The sequence below is a fragment of the Shewanella sp. SM73 genome, assembly GCF_025653795.1.
In the GTDB taxonomy this organism is placed as follows: Bacteria; Pseudomonadota; Gammaproteobacteria; order Enterobacterales; family Shewanellaceae; genus Shewanella; species Shewanella oncorhynchi.
This window is the reverse complement of record NZ_JAKKRY010000001.1, coordinates 226947-242843: the sequence shown is the minus strand read 5'-3', so window position 1 is coordinate 242843 and position 15897 is coordinate 226947. Positions and strand designations below refer to the sequence as shown.

The following is a 15897-nucleotide window of genomic DNA, read 5'->3' as shown; positions in this document are numbered from 1 at the left end:
ACTTTGTGTCTGCAGATATTTTGCTTTTCATTTGCCAGTTGCAGGCATTTTTGGCAGCATGGCCACCATTAAAATACTCAGGTTTTGCAGGATAAATATGATCCATTACCAGATAATCCCCGTCGATCCGAAAGCCCATTTATTCGCTGTCACTATGACATTATCACAACCCAAGCCAGTGCAAGTCTTTAGCCTACCCGCTTGGCTGCCCGGCAGTTATATGGTGCGCGACTTTGCCAAAAACATCATTGAACTCAAGGCACAAGATGCACAAGGCCAAACGCTTAAGCTCACCCAACTAGATAAGCAAACTTGGTCGGTTGACAATAATAGCAGCGAAATTATTCTGACTTATCAAGTGTATGCTTGGGATCTGTCGGTGCGCACCGCGCATTTGGACACGACCCACGGCTTCTTTAACGGCAGTAGCGTGTTTTTATCCGCCCATGGTTTTGAAGACACTTTACATACAGTCTCTATAGAGCCACCAACAGAGTCAACATTAAGTGACTGGCGCCTTGCTACCAGCATGACCCGCACCAGTGGTGACGATTTTGCCTTCGGCCAATTTTCAGCTAAAAGCTATGACGAGCTCATCGATCATCCGGTGGAAATGGGCTTATTCACCTTAGGGGGGTTTGATGCCTGTGGCGTGCGGCATGATATCGTACTCAATGGTCGCCACCGTGCTTGTATGCCAAGGCTCTGCCAAGATTTAAAGGCCATTTGTGAGTATCAGATTAACTTCTTTGGTACGCCTGCACCGTTTAAACGTTATTTGTTTATGACCTCAGTATTAGACAATGGCTTTGGCGGTTTAGAGCACAGAGCTTCTACTGCATTAATGTGTTCACGCAAAGACTTACCACTGTCGCTCGATGCGCCAGTCAATAACGACTATCGCACTTATTTATCCCTGTGCAGCCACGAGTATTTCCACAACTGGAACGTTAAGCGCATTAAGCCTGAATGCTTTTTACCCTATAAACTTGATGCAGAAACCTATACGCCACAATTATGGGCCTATGAAGGCATCACCTCCTATTACGATGACTTTCTTACCTATCGTGCAGGTCTGGTGGATGAACAAAGCTATTTAGATATGCTGAGTGAGACCTTCACCCGTGTCTATCGCAGCCAGGGACGCTTTAAACAAAGTGTTAAGGACTCAAGCTTTAATGCTTGGACTAAGTTCTACAAGCAGGATGAAAACGCACAAAATGCCATCATCAGTTATTACACTAAAGGGGCTCTGTTTGCGCTGTATTTAGATTTAACCCTGCGCAGCGAAACCCAGGGCAAATACAATCTCGACCATGTTATGCAGATTTTATGGCAGGAATATGCTCTGCAAGATAAAGGCACCACAGATACTTGCCATCAAGCCATCGTGGAACGACTCCTTGGTCGTGATTGCCAAGATCTGTTTGCCTACTTAGATAGCACTGACGATATTCCGTTAGCGGCTTTACTCGCCGAATTTGGGGTCAACTTGAGTCTTCGATCCAGTCAAGGTGCGCAAGATGTGGGCGGCGGGCAAGCGAAAGGTTATGAGATTGCATTCGGCGCGAAAACCCAAGCAGCACCTATAGGATTAAAAATCGTGACTGTCACCCAAGGTAGCCCTGCACACCTTGCAGGGTTAAGTGCAGGTGATGTGTTAATTGCCGCGGATAACCTACAAGTCACAGGACAATTTGAGGCGCAGCTACAGCAATATCCGCTGGGTGAATCCTTGAATCTACATTGGTTTAGACGGGATGAATTGATGACGGGTGAGTTAACTGTTGCTGCCGCGCCTAAGGATACTGTCGCCCTATCCATTCGTGACAAAAGCAAAATAGTGGCTTGGCTTGGACGTTAATAGACTTTCGGCTTAAGAACTCTTTTGAGAAATAATAAAAGGGGCTTTAGCCCCTTTTATCTGAGATAAGACTTAACTTAAACGTATATACGTTTGTATATCAATACTGATATCGACTTAAACCACCACATCGTGCAAATAGGTTTGTGCCCACGCAATCGCTTGACCACGGCTAGACACTCCAATTTTACGGAATACTCGGTACAAATGGGTTTTTATCGTGCTTTCACTGACAAACAACTGATTGGCGATATCTAAATTAGTACTTCCCGTCAACAATGCTTGTAATACTTCACGCTCACGGATAGTTAACGGTTCAGTGTCTTCGAACAATCCAAAATCATCATTTACCCCATTAATGAGCTGAATTGGGATGACCCTATGACCTCGTAAAATATTCGAGAGTCCTAGGCTTATTTCAGTTAAACCTGCATCAAGATAAAACACCCCTGCAGTTGTGGCAGCTTGCATTAAAAAACGTGCATCCACTTGTTTAGGGAACTGTAAATAGACAACTCGCACACTCGGTTGCTCACGGGCAAGTAAACGTTGAAATTGATGGGCTTTTTGAAGATCAACAGTCGCTAAATCGATCACGACCATGGAGGCATTATTATCTTTGATTTTCTCACACATCTCATCAGGGCTGACTTGGGTCAACTTAACGAGAAACTCCTGCGGCCAACGTCCTGCGAGCAATTCCATCAATACTTGCGATCGTGACACTACAATCCAATGTAATATTTTGAACATCCTGCTCACTCCCTGTCTGGTTAACGATTATTCACTTTAAGGATCTAAGATCCTCCAAATACGACTTCAACATCCGTTCAATAGACTTCCAAGTCTACCGTGGTCACGATATTAGCATTAGATAAAACAGATTAAAAAGACTTACGTAAAAAATATTTACCGTACGCAAATCAAAAACTTCTAACACTTTCGTTGACTACACTATCAATCAGAAGTCTTAATTGAAACTGAAAAAAGTTACTGAAATTTTAGGATAAAAGCGTAAGATCATACCAACACAAAAAATAAGGAAATTCCATGTCCAGCAGTAACCCCACCGCTTTTGAAATAAAATCCTATCCTGTGTGGGACAAACCGACGCGATTATTTCATTGGATTAATGTCATTCTTGTGCTCGCACTCATCTTAGTCGGTGGCATCATGATGTATCGCACTGAGCTAGGCATATCTGAGTTAACAGGTAAAATTGGCTTGAAAACTTTACACGTGTGCATAGGATATGCGTTTGCAATAAACCTCATCGTCCGCTTTGTGTGGGGTTTTATCGGTAACAAATATGCGCGTTTCAGCCACATGTTTCCCAATGCTAATAGCAAAAGCGAATTAATAGCTTATAAGACTGAATTAGCCGCGGGGAAAAATCCGCAGTATTTAGGTCATAACCCTAAAGGTAAATTTGCCGTGCTGGCCATCATGTTGCTATTAGTGACCATAATGATCACTGGACTTTTCCGTGCAGGTACAGATATTTATTATCCGCCGCTAGGTAGTGCTGTACAAAGTTATCTTGCTGATACCAATGTCGAACCAACAAGCTTAAAACCCTATGATGCAACGGGTGTGAACGCAGAAAAAGCGGATGCACTTAAACCAATGAAAGGATTGGCAGGTCAAGTGCACGTCTATGCGGTTTATCTGTTGTTACTGCTGATGTTATTACATGTATTCGCGGTGATTTATACTGAAGTAAAACGTCAACCAGGGATTATTTCAGCCATGTTTTCGGGTAAAAAAATCATCCAAGGCCAACCCAAAGATGAGTAATGAGTGACTTTAGTCATAAAAATAACGCCAGCATTTGCTGGCGTTATTTATTTAGATTTGAAGGCTCACGCCAACGTTTCTAATATGTTTGATTATTTTTTCAGAACAGTTGCTGGGGTACGACCATCATCATGGCAGCTTTCACAGGTAGGTTTTTGACCGACATTCATATCATGTACCGCATGACAATCTGCACAGACTAAATTACCGTCATGTGGTTTATGCACAGCGTCCATTTCAGCATAGGTACCATGACAACTTTGGCACTGTGCAAATTCAAAGGCACCATCCGCAGAAGGCGTACCATCTTTATGACAGCTTTCGCATCCACCTGACTCAGCATGGAAATCAGACAATTTTTGATCTGCAGCAAATGCGGTTGGCGACAGCGCTAACGCTGCAAGACTTGCCCCGAAAAGCGCACTTAATAGTTTTTTGCTCACAATAGTATCCTCCAATGGCGATTGTCAGTGGAAATTCTTGTCAGGGTGACTTCCATCTCTCAACCAAAATAAATAGCACGACTCGATATAACTTAGCTAAGGATGAACGAATAAGCAAACCCAAACTAAGCGACACAACTTTATCAACATACTCAAGGGTAAAATGTGCGCTGCATCATGTAACCACATGCTTATATAAGAGTTTTACATCTACCTAACCTAGAGGCTACATAATGTAAATCCCTAAACTGGCAAGCGACAGAATAAATCCCCCTTAATCTAAAACTAAAAGCTCGATTCATGGTGATACTTAAGACAAAGTGATAATAAAAAGGAATGACAATAAGTGAATGGGTACAGAGTACTAGACGAGGATGCTTTAAATTGTGAAGGCACAACATTCAACCCAAACGCCTCTGGCACTTAATTCAAATGCCAGAAGGAACTAGCGATAACGGTTAACTCGCCCACTATAACCAATAATACAAATGGCGGTTAGACAGGTAAGCATCAACTCGCATCAAGTTTATTGTCAGCCTCAAGCTCTGTTTTAGGCCAAGCGTTAATCACGGCTTTGACCAACGATGCCAATGGAATGGCAAAGAATACTCCCCATACACCCCATAAACCGCCAAAGACTAAAACGGCCGCTATGATGATCACCGGATGCAAATCCACCGCATCGGAGAATAAAATAGGCACGAGTAAATTACCGTCGAGCGCCTGAATAATACCGTAACCCAACATTAAATAGCCAAATTCAGAACTAAAACCCCACTGAAAAAATGCCACTAGGGTGATAGGTAATGTAACTAAGGTTGCACCGACATAAGGGATCAATACCGATAACCCAGTTAACACACCGAGCAACACCGAATATCGCAGTCCCATCAAGGCAAACAAAATATAAGTTGCGACACCAACAACCACGATTTCGATCACTTTGCCACGAATGTAATTAAAAATCTGTTGGTGCATTTCAAACCACACTTTACGCGCTAGCTGGCGATTTGTGGGAAAAAATCGCTTACTGCCGCTAATCAGTTGATCTTTATCTTTTAAAAAGAAAAACACCAGTAAGGGCACTAAAATCGCGTACACCATCAAGACGAGTAAAGAAGCTGAATAACCGATTAATTGCTTAGCAATATCCAACACATGTTGAGTATCGAGCAGTTTTTTAAGCTCACCAACCATCAGATCTAACTGCTCTGGATTGATAAATCGTGGATATTGATTGATCAGTGTTTGTATTGTCAGCAAGCCTTTATCTATCATGCTAGGCAAGTCGGCAATTAAGCTAACACCTTGACGCCACACACTCGGAATTAAGCCAAATGTCAGTAAAACCACGATTCCCAAAAACAACACAATAACCAAGGACGCACCAGCGGTGCGATTAATCCCCAATTTAAGCATTTGCGCCACAGGCCATTCCAATAGAAATGCCAACACAAGAGCGACCAACAGCGGAGCAAGTAGACCTGCCGCAAAATAAATCACTAGCGCAAGCCCGACAAGAATAGCCATTAAGGTCACAGCTTGTGGATCACTAAAGCGCTCTTGATACCAACGAGAAAAAACAGTAAACATGGATCATTCCAATAGTGATGGTTGGCAAGGCTTCCCAAACGCTCAGGAAAGTTTATTTATCATGATGTTATTCGAGACTTTACTCAGTTAGACTTTCGCTTCTACATGTCAGCTAAATCAAAAAAATACTGACAAGAGTAAATAACCTAGCCTGAGCGGCACTCTGGCTCAGAATTAGGCGCTTGATGTTAGTCTAAGAGGATTTAAACATAAAAATCCTCAATTTATCCCTGAGATAGATCAACTTTGGTGACCATCAAGGCTAACAGACTTGCATCATTACGCAACTCTTGCACGACATGCCCTTGTTTTTTTAAATATTGGGGAACATCTCGCCGCGAACCAGAGTCTGAGAGTAAGATATGCAACTGCTCACCCTCTCGCATTGGCTTCAATGCAAGCTTCACTTTCACTAAGGGTACTGGACAACGAAAGAGCGTTAAATCAATAAAAATCATAATGAACTTGCTATAGACGAACTTGGGCCATTATCCTAAGTTGCACCTCAAACTACAAGCTAAGTGCAGTATCTGCCTTTAGTTGAGATAATTAGAAATAAAAGGATCCGCTTGCGTAACTTGACTTTTTTGACTCGATTAAAACCTTTTGTTGCAGGCGCACTCTCCTTGATGCTGCTAACCTTCGCCGCCAAAAGCTTTGCCAACAATGACTTACCGGATTTAGGTACGGCCGCAGTTAACACCTTCAGCCTTGAAAAAGAAATGGTTTACGGTGATGCTTATATGCGTATCATTCGCTCATCGGCACCTATGCTAAATGACCCCGTGTTGAGTCAATATCTTACCGAGCTTGGCAATAAACTGGTCGCCCATGCCACAGGCGTAAAAACGCCGTTTTATTTTTTCCTATTACAAAATGATGAAATCAACGCCTTCGCCTTCTTTGGCGGCCATGTTGCCGTACACACAGGCTTATTTCTCAATGCCGACAATGAAAGCGAACTGGCTTCAGTATTAGGCCACGAAGTGACTCACGTTACTCAACGTCACCTTGCCCGATCCCTTGAAGCACAGCAAAAAAGTAATCCTGCAACAATTGCCGGTTTACTCGGCGCCATTTTGTTAACGATTGCAGTACCACAAGCAGGTATGGCGGCGCTTGCGACAACCCAAGCCATGGCGACACAATCGAAAATCAACTACACCCGTTTGCATGAAAAGGAAGCCGATCGCATCGGAATGCAAATTCTAGTGGATGCAGGCTTTAATCCTAATGCTGCAGCGGATTTCTTTGGTAAATTAGCCAGTCGTTATCGCTTTACCACCACACCACCACAAATGTTATTAACTCACCCATTGCCTGAATCGCGGATCACTGAAGCCCGTAACCGTGCCGAGCAATACCCTAAACGTTATATCCCTGATAATCTTAATTTTCAGCTAGCAAAAGCTCGTATTCAAGTCCGTTTTTCCAGCTATAGCGACGAAGCAGTATTAAGCATGTTTGATCGGCAGCTCAACAAACAGACCTATACCTTCAAAGAGGCAGCACTTTATGGCAAAGCGCTGGCTTTATATAGATTGAAGAAGTTTAATGAATCAGAAAAAATCGTCGATGAGCTGTTAAAAATCGATGATAACAACCTGTTTTATATAGACACTAAATCTGATTTACTGATCGAACGTAAGGACTATGCAAAAGCGATTACTATGCTCGAAGCCCAGCGTAAAATGAAACCAACGTCTCAAGTGATCAATGCCAACTTAGCCAATATATATATCGAAGCCGATCAAGCCCCCAAAGCAATCCCTTTGCTGGAAGATATGATTTTCCTCGATAAACAAAATGAACTGCCTTATCAATTGTTGACTATGGTGTATAAAAAAACCGGCAATCAAGCATTGGAATATTTTTCCACCGCAGAGCTGATGGCCTTAGGTGCTAATTATAAGGGCGCAATCGATCAACTTAACTTTGCCTACCGTGCATCCGAAAATAATCCATTACAGCTTGCACGTATTGAAGCACGTATTCGCCAGTTTAAAATGGCTGATAAAGAGATGGATGCGCTTAAGTAATAAGTTGTTTTACAAATAGATTAAAGACAATTACCCATTTATGCGCCCCGAACACACTGACGGGGCGCGGTTTTTTCTGTTATTATCCGCGCCATTGTTATTTCAGCCCGTATTGAGCCTCTAGTACTATGACCCAAGCGACGATTTACCATAACCCACGTTGTTCAAAAAGCCGTGAAACCTTAGCTTTACTCGAGCAACAAGGCTGCGACATTACCTTAGTGGAATACTTAAAAAATCCCCCTACGGCTAAAGATATCGGCGACATTCTGGTTAAATTAGGCATCAGTGCTCGCGAATTAATGCGCACCAAGGAAGCAGAATATCAAGCCTTGGGACTTGCAGACTCATCACTAACAGAATTGCAGTTGATTGAGGCTATGGTCAACACACCTAAACTCATCGAACGGCCAATTGTGCTCGCCAATCAAAGCGCAGCCATCGGCCGTCCTCCTGAGAATGTACTTACTATTCTTTAACCCATAATTTTTAAACCAAAATGGCTTTTATTTTCAACCCTTAGGTAGACTTATGACGTCCAACACCTTATTTATCCTTAGCCGTTTAGGCTACTTTGCGCTAGTGCTGCTGTTAGGCGGTTGGTTTGTTGGCCAAGGGATTAGCGGTGAATACACCCTGCTATTTAGCCTCTTATGGATAGTGCCGTTATTACTACCCGCAAAGGGAGTTTTCCAAGGTAATCCATACACTTACGCTTGGGCAAGTTTTATTCTGTGCTTATATATGTTACATGGGCTCACCCTGCTTTATGTCACCAATGATGCCTTCGCTTTTGCCTTAATCGAAGTATTATTGATTGGCGTACTGCTAATCGCTTTCCCATTTTATGCCCGCATACGTGGTCGTGAACTGGGATTAGGCCTGAAGAAAAAATCTAAAGAATAGTCCGTTCAATGTATTTTCAGTGCCGTCTCACCTTGCTAGGTATGGCGGCATTTTTTATATTAGAAGGCCAAACCTTGGCTCAAATATCCCTTATGATCTCAGTCTGAATACCCATTTTAACCTTAGTTCTAACCTCCGTTCCGACGTCAATTCCCATCACGACAAAATTAACACTTATTATACTTACACTGACTTTTTGCAACTAAGTGCCCGTGTTATAGTCAGTTTCTCACAGTATAAGCGTCCCATGACGCCACAAAAGTCTAAATAGCACAGCAGAGTTAACAAGGGAGAATGGTGTAATGGGAATGTCGATACCACTGAAATTTTTCGGATTTATGGCCTGCTCGGGCCTACTTGCGGCATGCGGAGGCGATGGTGATAGTCAACCAGATGATAGTGTAGTCACGCCCCCCTCCACTTCACTAGCACGCTGCACAGATAGCATTTCGCCACTCATTACCACCACGTCATCCTCAATTCGCTTTCAAACCGAGCAAAATTATGTGGCGGGTCAATCTAGTATTATCATTGCCAATATCCTAAATCGTGACAGCCAAGACTTAACCTTCCGTTGGCAGCAAATCGATGGCCCTAACATAGCACTCGTCAGTCAAAACAGCCCTGTATTAGCCTTTGATACTCCCACCGCAGGCGGCTACCGTTTTAGCTTGCATGTGACGGGCAGTAATCTAGATGCCACCGGAGAAATTGGCATTAATGTCGATCCCGCATCGACGGGTGTGCTAAACGTCCGTCAAGATCACCAAGTGGTTGAAGGCAATAATGTGAGCTTAAGACTCGGACAACAATCGGAATTAAGCGCAGCAAATATCTCTTGGTGTGTAGCATCTGGCCCAGATTTAATGGTCGATGTGAGCGATCCGTTTAGACCCTTGTTTACCGCGCCAACGGTCACCCAGGATACAATCACTCGGCTCAAAGTGAATGCCAACGTCAATGGCAATCAGCTTAGCGATGATGTCTTTGTGCTAACAACCTCGGTGCCAGCGATAAGCTCACCATACTTCGATACCCCAGTTGCGCGCACCCATGCCTATCGTCCGACTTCACCTTACGCCAATGTGCTAGCAAACTGTGTTTACTCCAATCAGCTTAATGATAGCTGCACTATCAATACCTTACCTTTGATAGGTCAAACCTCAAGCGATCTCAATCACGAGACGATTCTAAATCGAGTACTGGTTTCCCACGATTGGATGGGTGATAACTTTGCCGCCTTCTTAGCCCAGATGGACCCTAATAGCGATTTTGCCCGCCTGTTACAATCCGTCACGGCCGTGGTGATTAGCTATGATGTACGCCCTTCTTTTTATTGGGTAGTCACAGGGGCGATTTATCTCGATCCCAATGATTTATGGCTTACGCCAAGCCAGCGCGACACTATTAATGAGGCGCCGGATTACCGCAGTAATTTCGGAAATGATCTTAACTTTGTGATGCCTTGGCGTTATGTAAAAGATAACCAATATGCCTCCCTTGGCGTGCCTATCACCGTCAGAGCAAACCGCACATTAGCGCAAATCAATCCCGATCTGGCCTCCTTGTTGTATCACGAGCTCGCCCATGCCAATGACTTTTTTCCACGCAGCGTGCATGCCACACTCACAGGGCCAAGACTGTTAGATGACTACAGCCGCCGCAATGCCAGCAAGAGTCTAATTTCAGATCAAGTCAGCAAAACCTACCCATTAACGAGCACTGAAATGATGGGACTTGCCAATGTTAGTTTCCTCGGCGCAGCGGCGAGTAATGTGCAAAAGGCCTATCAAGCATCGGATGTCAGTACTTTCTTTTCTGCCGATATCGCCAGCGACTTCTATGCCTATTCCAGTACCCGTGAAGACACGGCCATGTTATTTGAGGAAGCCATGATGAGTTATCGCTATCAAATATTGCGTGATGTCGCCGTCACCAATAAACCTGCGATTTTAACTGCGGATTCGCTGATTATTGACTGGGGACAAAGGGGACGAATTGCAAAAGACAGTCTAGAAAATCGCGCTGCGTTGGTGATTGATGAAATGCTGCCGGAGCTTAATGGGATCAGTCTGGTCGAAAGCCTACCCGAACCAATTAATATGGTGCAAGGTCAAAGCTGGCGTCAAACATTGGCAATATCGCCTGCGAATACGCAGCTCAAAGGCCAAAGCAATGCAGCTGCAATTAATGCCGAGTCTCGTTTTGAAGCCGAACTTCGCTTAAGTGGTGACCGTCACCAGCATCCACAACAATAGCGTTTTAAATTTTAGATAAACAAAAGCCCGTATGTATTCAACATGACGGGCTTTACTCTTTTTGGCTTTAATGCCAGTAGGTTTTGTATCTTCAGAACGAACACAAACCATGCTGTATCTAAAGGTGTAGCATCTCTTTGGCAAACGGAATCGTGAGCTTACGCTGATGCACTAATGAAGCTTTATCTAACTTATCCAATACATCAAACAAGGTACGCAAATCCCGCGCCATACGGTTTAGTAAAAAACGCCCTACATCTTCCGGTAATTGCAGGCCACGCATAGCGGCGCGGCGTTGCAGTGCGGCAAGTTTTTCATCATCTGCCATAGGTTGCAGCTGGTAATTCAACCCCCATTGCATACGTGAAACAAGATCTGGCAAGAGGAAACCGGCATCCGCAGGAGACGAACTGCCGCTGACCACTAAGGCGCAATTCTTATTTTCAGCAACGCGATTGTAGAGATCAAAAATCGCCTCTTCCCATACTGGGTGCCCGGCGATTGCATCGACATCATCGATACAAACCAAATCCAACTGTTCTAGGCCTTCAAGCAATGCGGTCGAAATACTCGCATGTATGCCTAAGGGAATATAAAAGCTGCGACGCTCCACTTCATTAGCGTGGGCGCAAGCAGCATGCATTAAATGGGTTCGACCTGATTTAACTGGGCCCCACAAATAGATGGCGGCTTCACCATGCCCTTCGGCATTCGCTCTCAATTTTTGAATAAGTTCATCATTACCCGCGGCGGGGTAATAACTATTAAAGGTTTCGTCGTCTGGCAAATGCACAGGTAACGAGAGTTGCAGAGGTGAGTTTAAGGGCACTCGGTCTTCTCAATATTAAATAAAAACAATGCCGTGCTTAACTAAGCACGGCCGATAACATCTTAATGTAAACGCCATTCATACACAGGTTTGCCAGTTTGATTAGAGACAGGGCTAAATTCACCTGCACTCACAGGTGCGACCACAGAAATACGCGGCTCTAAGCTTAATAAGCGTTGTAAATCCGTCTCTGAGCCAAATAAATCTAACGAGAAAGTCACAGTATTACCTTGAATATGCGTTAACGTGGCATTTTTAATCGCGCTGAGTTGCTTCAAATATTTTTCAACTTCAACTAATTGCGCCATTTTTTGGATATTAACGAAGGTAACACTCGCACCAAGCTGAGTACCAGTATCGGCAATCGCATACTTAGTAAAATAATATTCACCTAACGCCGCCATCATAGCGGTAATCGCTTGGGCCGAATTTTCAGCACTGCCGTTGTAACTGAATAACGGTGGCGTCAAAGAGTCAATGGTAGCCTTAGTATAAAGATTTAAACGATAACGAACCTGATTGCCGGCGGCATCAATTGCCACTAGCGCCAAAAAGTCAGCTTGATAGCGGCCAGATACACTAGCTACTATGTCGGCAAACATCCCTTTAATATCGTTAGGATTAATACCCATCAACTCATCAAGATCTAAGATAGGCAAGAGTACAGGTATACCGCGGGCATAGGAAAAATCGCTAAAAATCTTACGTTCGGCTAACGCAGATGAGTCACCCAATATCATAGTGTCGCCATCACCAGGCATAGCGACCCAAAATAAGGTCAGCGGGCGTTGAGTTCCCCAAACAGGCAATTGTGCCTGACGCAGTAACGCCACTATGCGGCGGTGCTCAAAACTCGCGGTCAACAGCAATTGGCCATTTTGCTCGATATAACCATACTGGCTCAGCAAGGTATCAGGATTACTGAGCTGAGATTGGATTAGGCTGTTATCGAGGGATCGCGCAGTCCCAGTGTTCTTGATAATGACTTGCTCAAGTGCACTTTTTAAGGCTTTGTCGCGTTCAGCAACTGCGCGCGAAGACACAGGCACATTGGCCTCATCTAATTTACTCACCTCAACAGCATTGACGCTATTAATCGTGAACAGACAATATAGAAATGCAATTAAGCTCGGCTTCAATAGGAATTTCAGCATCTTTGAGTAGTTGAAGTAGCGTCAGATGAGGCAAATTGTACCATAGTTAGCGCCTTAAGCGAGTCTTGCCAAAATTTAGCCCCATTTCCGTGCCTGCCATAGCACAGAAAACCCAAACAGTGATCAACGTCGGCAAAACAGGCGATTTTCTCCTGCTCAAAATCCAACAAACTGTTATCATTTGGCGGTTTACCCTAAATTAACGAGAATAATAAATGAGACGACTCGCTATCCCCCTACAGGGCGCGCAAATGCTATTTGTGGCCTTCGGCGCCCTAGTACTAATGCCGCTACTTACAGGGCTCGACACCAGTGTGGCATTGTTTACCGCAGGTATCGGTACCCTACTCTTCCAATTGATTACTAAACGCCAAGTGCCTATCTTCCTCGCATCTTCCTTCGCCTTTATTGCCCCCATACTTTATGGCGTGCAGACTTGGGGAATTCCATCCACAATGGGCGGCATTATGGCCGCGGGCGTGGTCTACGTCATGCTCGGCGCCTTGGTTAAAGTGCGCGGTACTGACTTTATTCACAGACTATTGCCCCCTGTCGTAGTGGGACCCGTAATCATTATTATCGGCCTTGGCTTAGCCCCCGTGGCGGTGAATATGGCATTAGGCAAGAGTGGTGATGGTAGCTTGACTTTAGTCGCTACAAATACGGCGTTATTTATTTCGCTCGCATCGCTTGGTACCACTATCGCGGTGGCCATTTTCGCAAAGGGCCTCCTCAAAGTGATGCCTATTTTAGCAGGTATTATAGTAGGTTACAGTTTAAGCCTAGCCTTTGGTATTGTTGATTTTGCAGTCGTGACCGCTGCAAGTTGGATTGCTATTCCTAAATTTGTCGCGCCAGAATTAAACTGGTATGCCATCGCATTTATGATCCCAGTGGCAATCGCCCCTGCGGTAGAACATATAGGTGATATTCTGGCGATATCCAACGTCACGGGTAAAGATTTTATGAAAAAACCCGGCCTGCATCGCACGCTAACGGGTGACGGGATTGCCACAATTGCAGCCGCAGCCTTTGGTGGTCCACCGAACACAACTTACTCAGAAGTGACAGGTGCAGTAACTTTAACCCGAAATTTTGATCCTAAGATCATGACTTGGACTGCCATTACCGCCATCACTTTAGCCTTCGTTGGCAAACTCGGTGCGCTGATGCAAACTATCCCCGTCCCAGTGATGGGCGGTATCATGTGTTTGCTATTTGGTTCCATTGCCGCAGTTGGCCTCAACACCCTTATTCGTAATCATGTGGATTTATCAGAGCCACGTAATTTAAGTATTGTCGGTGTTACCTTAGTCTTTGGTATCGGCGGCATGGCATTTGGCATAGGTTCATTCAGTCTGACTGGTATTAGCTTGTGCGGTATTGTCGCTATTACCATGAACTTACTATTACCCGCGACTAAGCCACACAATAAACACCACGAGTCTGATGTGACGCCTCATTAATCACGGCTTGAAGACACGATCAATTTCGAAGTAGGTCGTTGAAAAATGACCACTTTATAAAATTGATCGTTTCTTAAGAAACCACAATAAAAAAGCCGCCGTGATATCAATCACGGCGGCTTTTTTATGAAGCAATATTTTTATGAAGTAAGAATTAACTCTTACTCCTCAGTCTTGATCTTAGCGGCAGCCGCTTTGATCAAAGGTTGTAATTCGCCTTTTTGGAACATGTCCACTACGATATCACAGCCACCAATCAACTCACCTTCAATCCACAATTGTGGGAAAGTCGGCCAGTTAGCAAACTTAGGTAATTCTGCGCGAATGTCTGGATGCTGAAGAATATCCACGAATGCAAACTGCTCGCCGCAGTTAATCATGATCTGAGCGACCTGTGACGAGAAGCCACAGCTTGGTAACTTAGGAGAGCCTTTCATATAAACAATGATAGGGTTTTCCGTGATCTGCTGCTTAATTTTCTCTACTGTTTCCATTTTGATTCCTAAGTAGGATGACGTTGACTCAATGCGACTATTGTACGTCAGCTAGACGCAGAACAAAATCCCACAGTTTGTAAGGTTATGTCGACATTTGATTTTTCGATGGCGTCTATCTAGTCAATTAGCTAAACAATGATTCACATCACAAATTTTATCGGTACAATAGTCCTAAGTGAGCACGTTTAAGAAACGATAACCTAAGACCATGGAGAGATACTAATGGCTTTCGAATTACCCGCATTACCATATGCAAAGAACGCACTAGAACCACACATTTCTCAAGAAACCATAGAATACCACTACGGCAAGCACCACAACACTTATGTTGTGAAGCTAAACGGCTTAATCGAAGGAACTGATTTCGCTGGTAAATCTTTAGAAGATATCATCAAAACTTCTACGGGTGGCGTGTTTAACAACGCAGCTCAAGTGTGGAACCACACTTTCTACTGGAACTGCTTAGCCCCTAATGCTGGCGGCGAACCAACAGGCCCAGTTGCTGATGCAATCAATGCCGCTTTCGGTTCATTCGACGCATTCAAAGCGCAATTTACTGATTCAGCAGTAAACAACTTCGGTAGCGCTTGGACATGGTTAGTGAAAAAAGCCGATGGCACTCTTGCTATCGTTAACACTAGCAATGCAGCGACGCCACTGACTGACAGCACAGTAACGCCAATCATGACAGTTGACGTGTGGGAACACGCTTACTACATCGATTACCGTAACGTGCGTCCTGACTATCTTGCCCACTTCTGGCAATTAGTTAACTGGGACTTCGTTAACCAAAACTTCGCAGGTTAATTCATTTAACCTAACGTTGTTTACTGCCGAATGAGCAGTGGGTTAATCCCAGTAAAAAGAGCCCTAGTGGCTCTTTTTTTATGCCCCTCGTTTGCCGCCCATCCCTTATCCTACCGATTTATCCTCCGCTAACTACAAGTGCAATAATTGCGTTTGCAACTATTTGTTATTGTTTTTATTTGATATTTTTTTGACACAGATAGTGAGTTTGTGTCTAAGATTAGAGTAGGAGGCTGGCTAGCCA

The 15897-nt window shown here is 44.1% G+C and carries 15 protein-coding genes; 8 read left to right on the top strand and 7 right to left on the bottom strand.

Going from position 1 to position 15897, the window contains the following annotated elements:
* Positions 1 to 97 precede the first annotated feature (97 nt).
* Positions 98 to 1864 (top strand): M61 family metallopeptidase, encoded by a 1767-nt coding sequence (locus L5M51_RS01115; protein ID WP_263171175.1) that lies wholly within the window; start codon positions 98 to 100, stop codon positions 1862 to 1864.
* A gap of 117 nt (positions 1865 to 1981) precedes the next feature.
* Here the strand turns inward: L5M51_RS01115 and L5M51_RS01110 are convergent, their stop codons facing one another.
* A complete protein-coding gene (locus L5M51_RS01110) occupies positions 1982 to 2617 on the bottom strand; it encodes a LuxR C-terminal-related transcriptional regulator (RefSeq protein WP_028760305.1) in 636 nt (211 codons plus the stop codon).
* A gap of 297 nt (positions 2618 to 2914) precedes the next feature.
* On the opposite strand from L5M51_RS01110, the gene L5M51_RS01105 reads away from it, so the two are divergent.
* A complete protein-coding gene (locus L5M51_RS01105) occupies positions 2915 to 3661 on the top strand; it encodes a cytochrome b/b6 domain-containing protein (protein WP_263144624.1) in 747 nt (248 codons plus the stop codon).
* 92 nt (positions 3662 to 3753) lie between these two features.
* Here the strand turns inward: L5M51_RS01105 and cctA are convergent, their stop codons facing one another.
* From cctA to L5M51_RS01090, 3 genes are all read right to left on the bottom strand, one after another.
* Positions 3754 to 4104: a tetraheme c-type cytochrome CctA gene (gene cctA / locus L5M51_RS01100; RefSeq protein WP_105252823.1), complete on the bottom strand. Its 351-nt coding sequence runs from the start codon at positions 4102 to 4104 to the stop codon at positions 3754 to 3756.
* 510 nt (positions 4105 to 4614) lie between these two features.
* Positions 4615 to 5697, bottom strand: coding sequence for an AI-2E family transporter (locus tag L5M51_RS01095; RefSeq protein WP_263144622.1), 1083 nt, complete (start codon positions 5695 to 5697; stop codon positions 4615 to 4617).
* A 224-nt stretch (positions 5698 to 5921) separates the two neighbouring features.
* Positions 5922 to 6155 carry a sulfurtransferase TusA family protein gene (locus L5M51_RS01090; RefSeq protein ID WP_028760309.1) on the bottom strand — a complete coding sequence of 78 codons (234 nt, stop codon included), beginning with the start codon at positions 6153 to 6155 and terminating at the stop codon, positions 5922 to 5924.
* Between the two features lie 111 nt (positions 6156 to 6266).
* Between L5M51_RS01090 and L5M51_RS01085 the strand changes: the two genes are divergently transcribed.
* The 4 genes from L5M51_RS01085 to L5M51_RS01070 all read left to right on the top strand — a co-directional run bounded on the left by L5M51_RS01085 (position 6267) and on the right by L5M51_RS01070 (position 10900).
* On the top strand, positions 6267 to 7736 hold the full coding sequence (locus tag L5M51_RS01085; RefSeq protein WP_263144618.1) for a M48 family metalloprotease: 1470 nt from the start codon (positions 6267 to 6269) through the stop codon (positions 7734 to 7736).
* A gap of 128 nt (positions 7737 to 7864) precedes the next feature.
* Positions 7865 to 8215 carry an arsenate reductase (glutaredoxin) gene (gene arsC / locus L5M51_RS01080; RefSeq protein WP_168823940.1) on the top strand — a complete coding sequence of 117 codons (351 nt, stop codon included), beginning with the start codon at positions 7865 to 7867 and terminating at the stop codon, positions 8213 to 8215.
* 52 nt (positions 8216 to 8267) lie between these two features.
* The gene (locus L5M51_RS01075; RefSeq protein WP_028760312.1) at positions 8268 to 8642 is read left to right on the top strand and encodes a DUF2069 domain-containing protein; all 375 of its coding nucleotides are present in this window, start codon (positions 8268 to 8270) and stop codon (positions 8640 to 8642) included.
* A 302-nt stretch (positions 8643 to 8944) separates the two neighbouring features.
* Entirely contained in the window at positions 8945 to 10900 is a 1956-nt protein-coding gene (locus tag L5M51_RS01070; RefSeq protein ID WP_263171174.1) for a hypothetical protein, read from the top strand.
* Positions 10901 to 11018: 118 nt separating this feature from the next.
* Here L5M51_RS01070 and hda read toward each other — a convergent pair whose 3' ends face one another.
* Both hda and L5M51_RS01060 read right to left on the bottom strand, forming a co-directional pair.
* Positions 11019 to 11729, bottom strand: coding sequence for a DnaA inactivator Hda (hda, locus tag L5M51_RS01065; RefSeq protein WP_168823935.1), 711 nt, complete (start codon positions 11727 to 11729; stop codon positions 11019 to 11021).
* 62 nt (positions 11730 to 11791) lie between these two features.
* Entirely contained in the window at positions 11792 to 12883 is a 1092-nt protein-coding gene (locus L5M51_RS01060; RefSeq protein WP_028760315.1) for a DUF2066 domain-containing protein, read from the bottom strand.
* A gap of 215 nt (positions 12884 to 13098) precedes the next feature.
* Between L5M51_RS01060 and L5M51_RS01055 the strand changes: the two genes are divergently transcribed.
* On the top strand, positions 13099 to 14349 hold the full coding sequence (locus L5M51_RS01055; RefSeq protein ID WP_028760316.1) for a uracil-xanthine permease family protein: 1251 nt from the start codon (positions 13099 to 13101) through the stop codon (positions 14347 to 14349).
* 161 nt (positions 14350 to 14510) lie between these two features.
* Here the strand turns inward: L5M51_RS01055 and grxD are convergent, their stop codons facing one another.
* On the bottom strand, positions 14511 to 14843 hold the full coding sequence (gene grxD, locus L5M51_RS01050; RefSeq protein WP_011846572.1) for a Grx4 family monothiol glutaredoxin: 333 nt from the start codon (positions 14841 to 14843) through the stop codon (positions 14511 to 14513).
* A 225-nt stretch (positions 14844 to 15068) separates the two neighbouring features.
* On the opposite strand from grxD, the gene sodB reads away from it, so the two are divergent.
* Positions 15069 to 15653 (top strand): superoxide dismutase [Fe], encoded by a 585-nt coding sequence (gene sodB / locus L5M51_RS01045; protein WP_028760317.1) that lies wholly within the window; start codon positions 15069 to 15071, stop codon positions 15651 to 15653.
* The last annotated feature ends 244 nt before the right edge of the window (positions 15654 to 15897 follow it).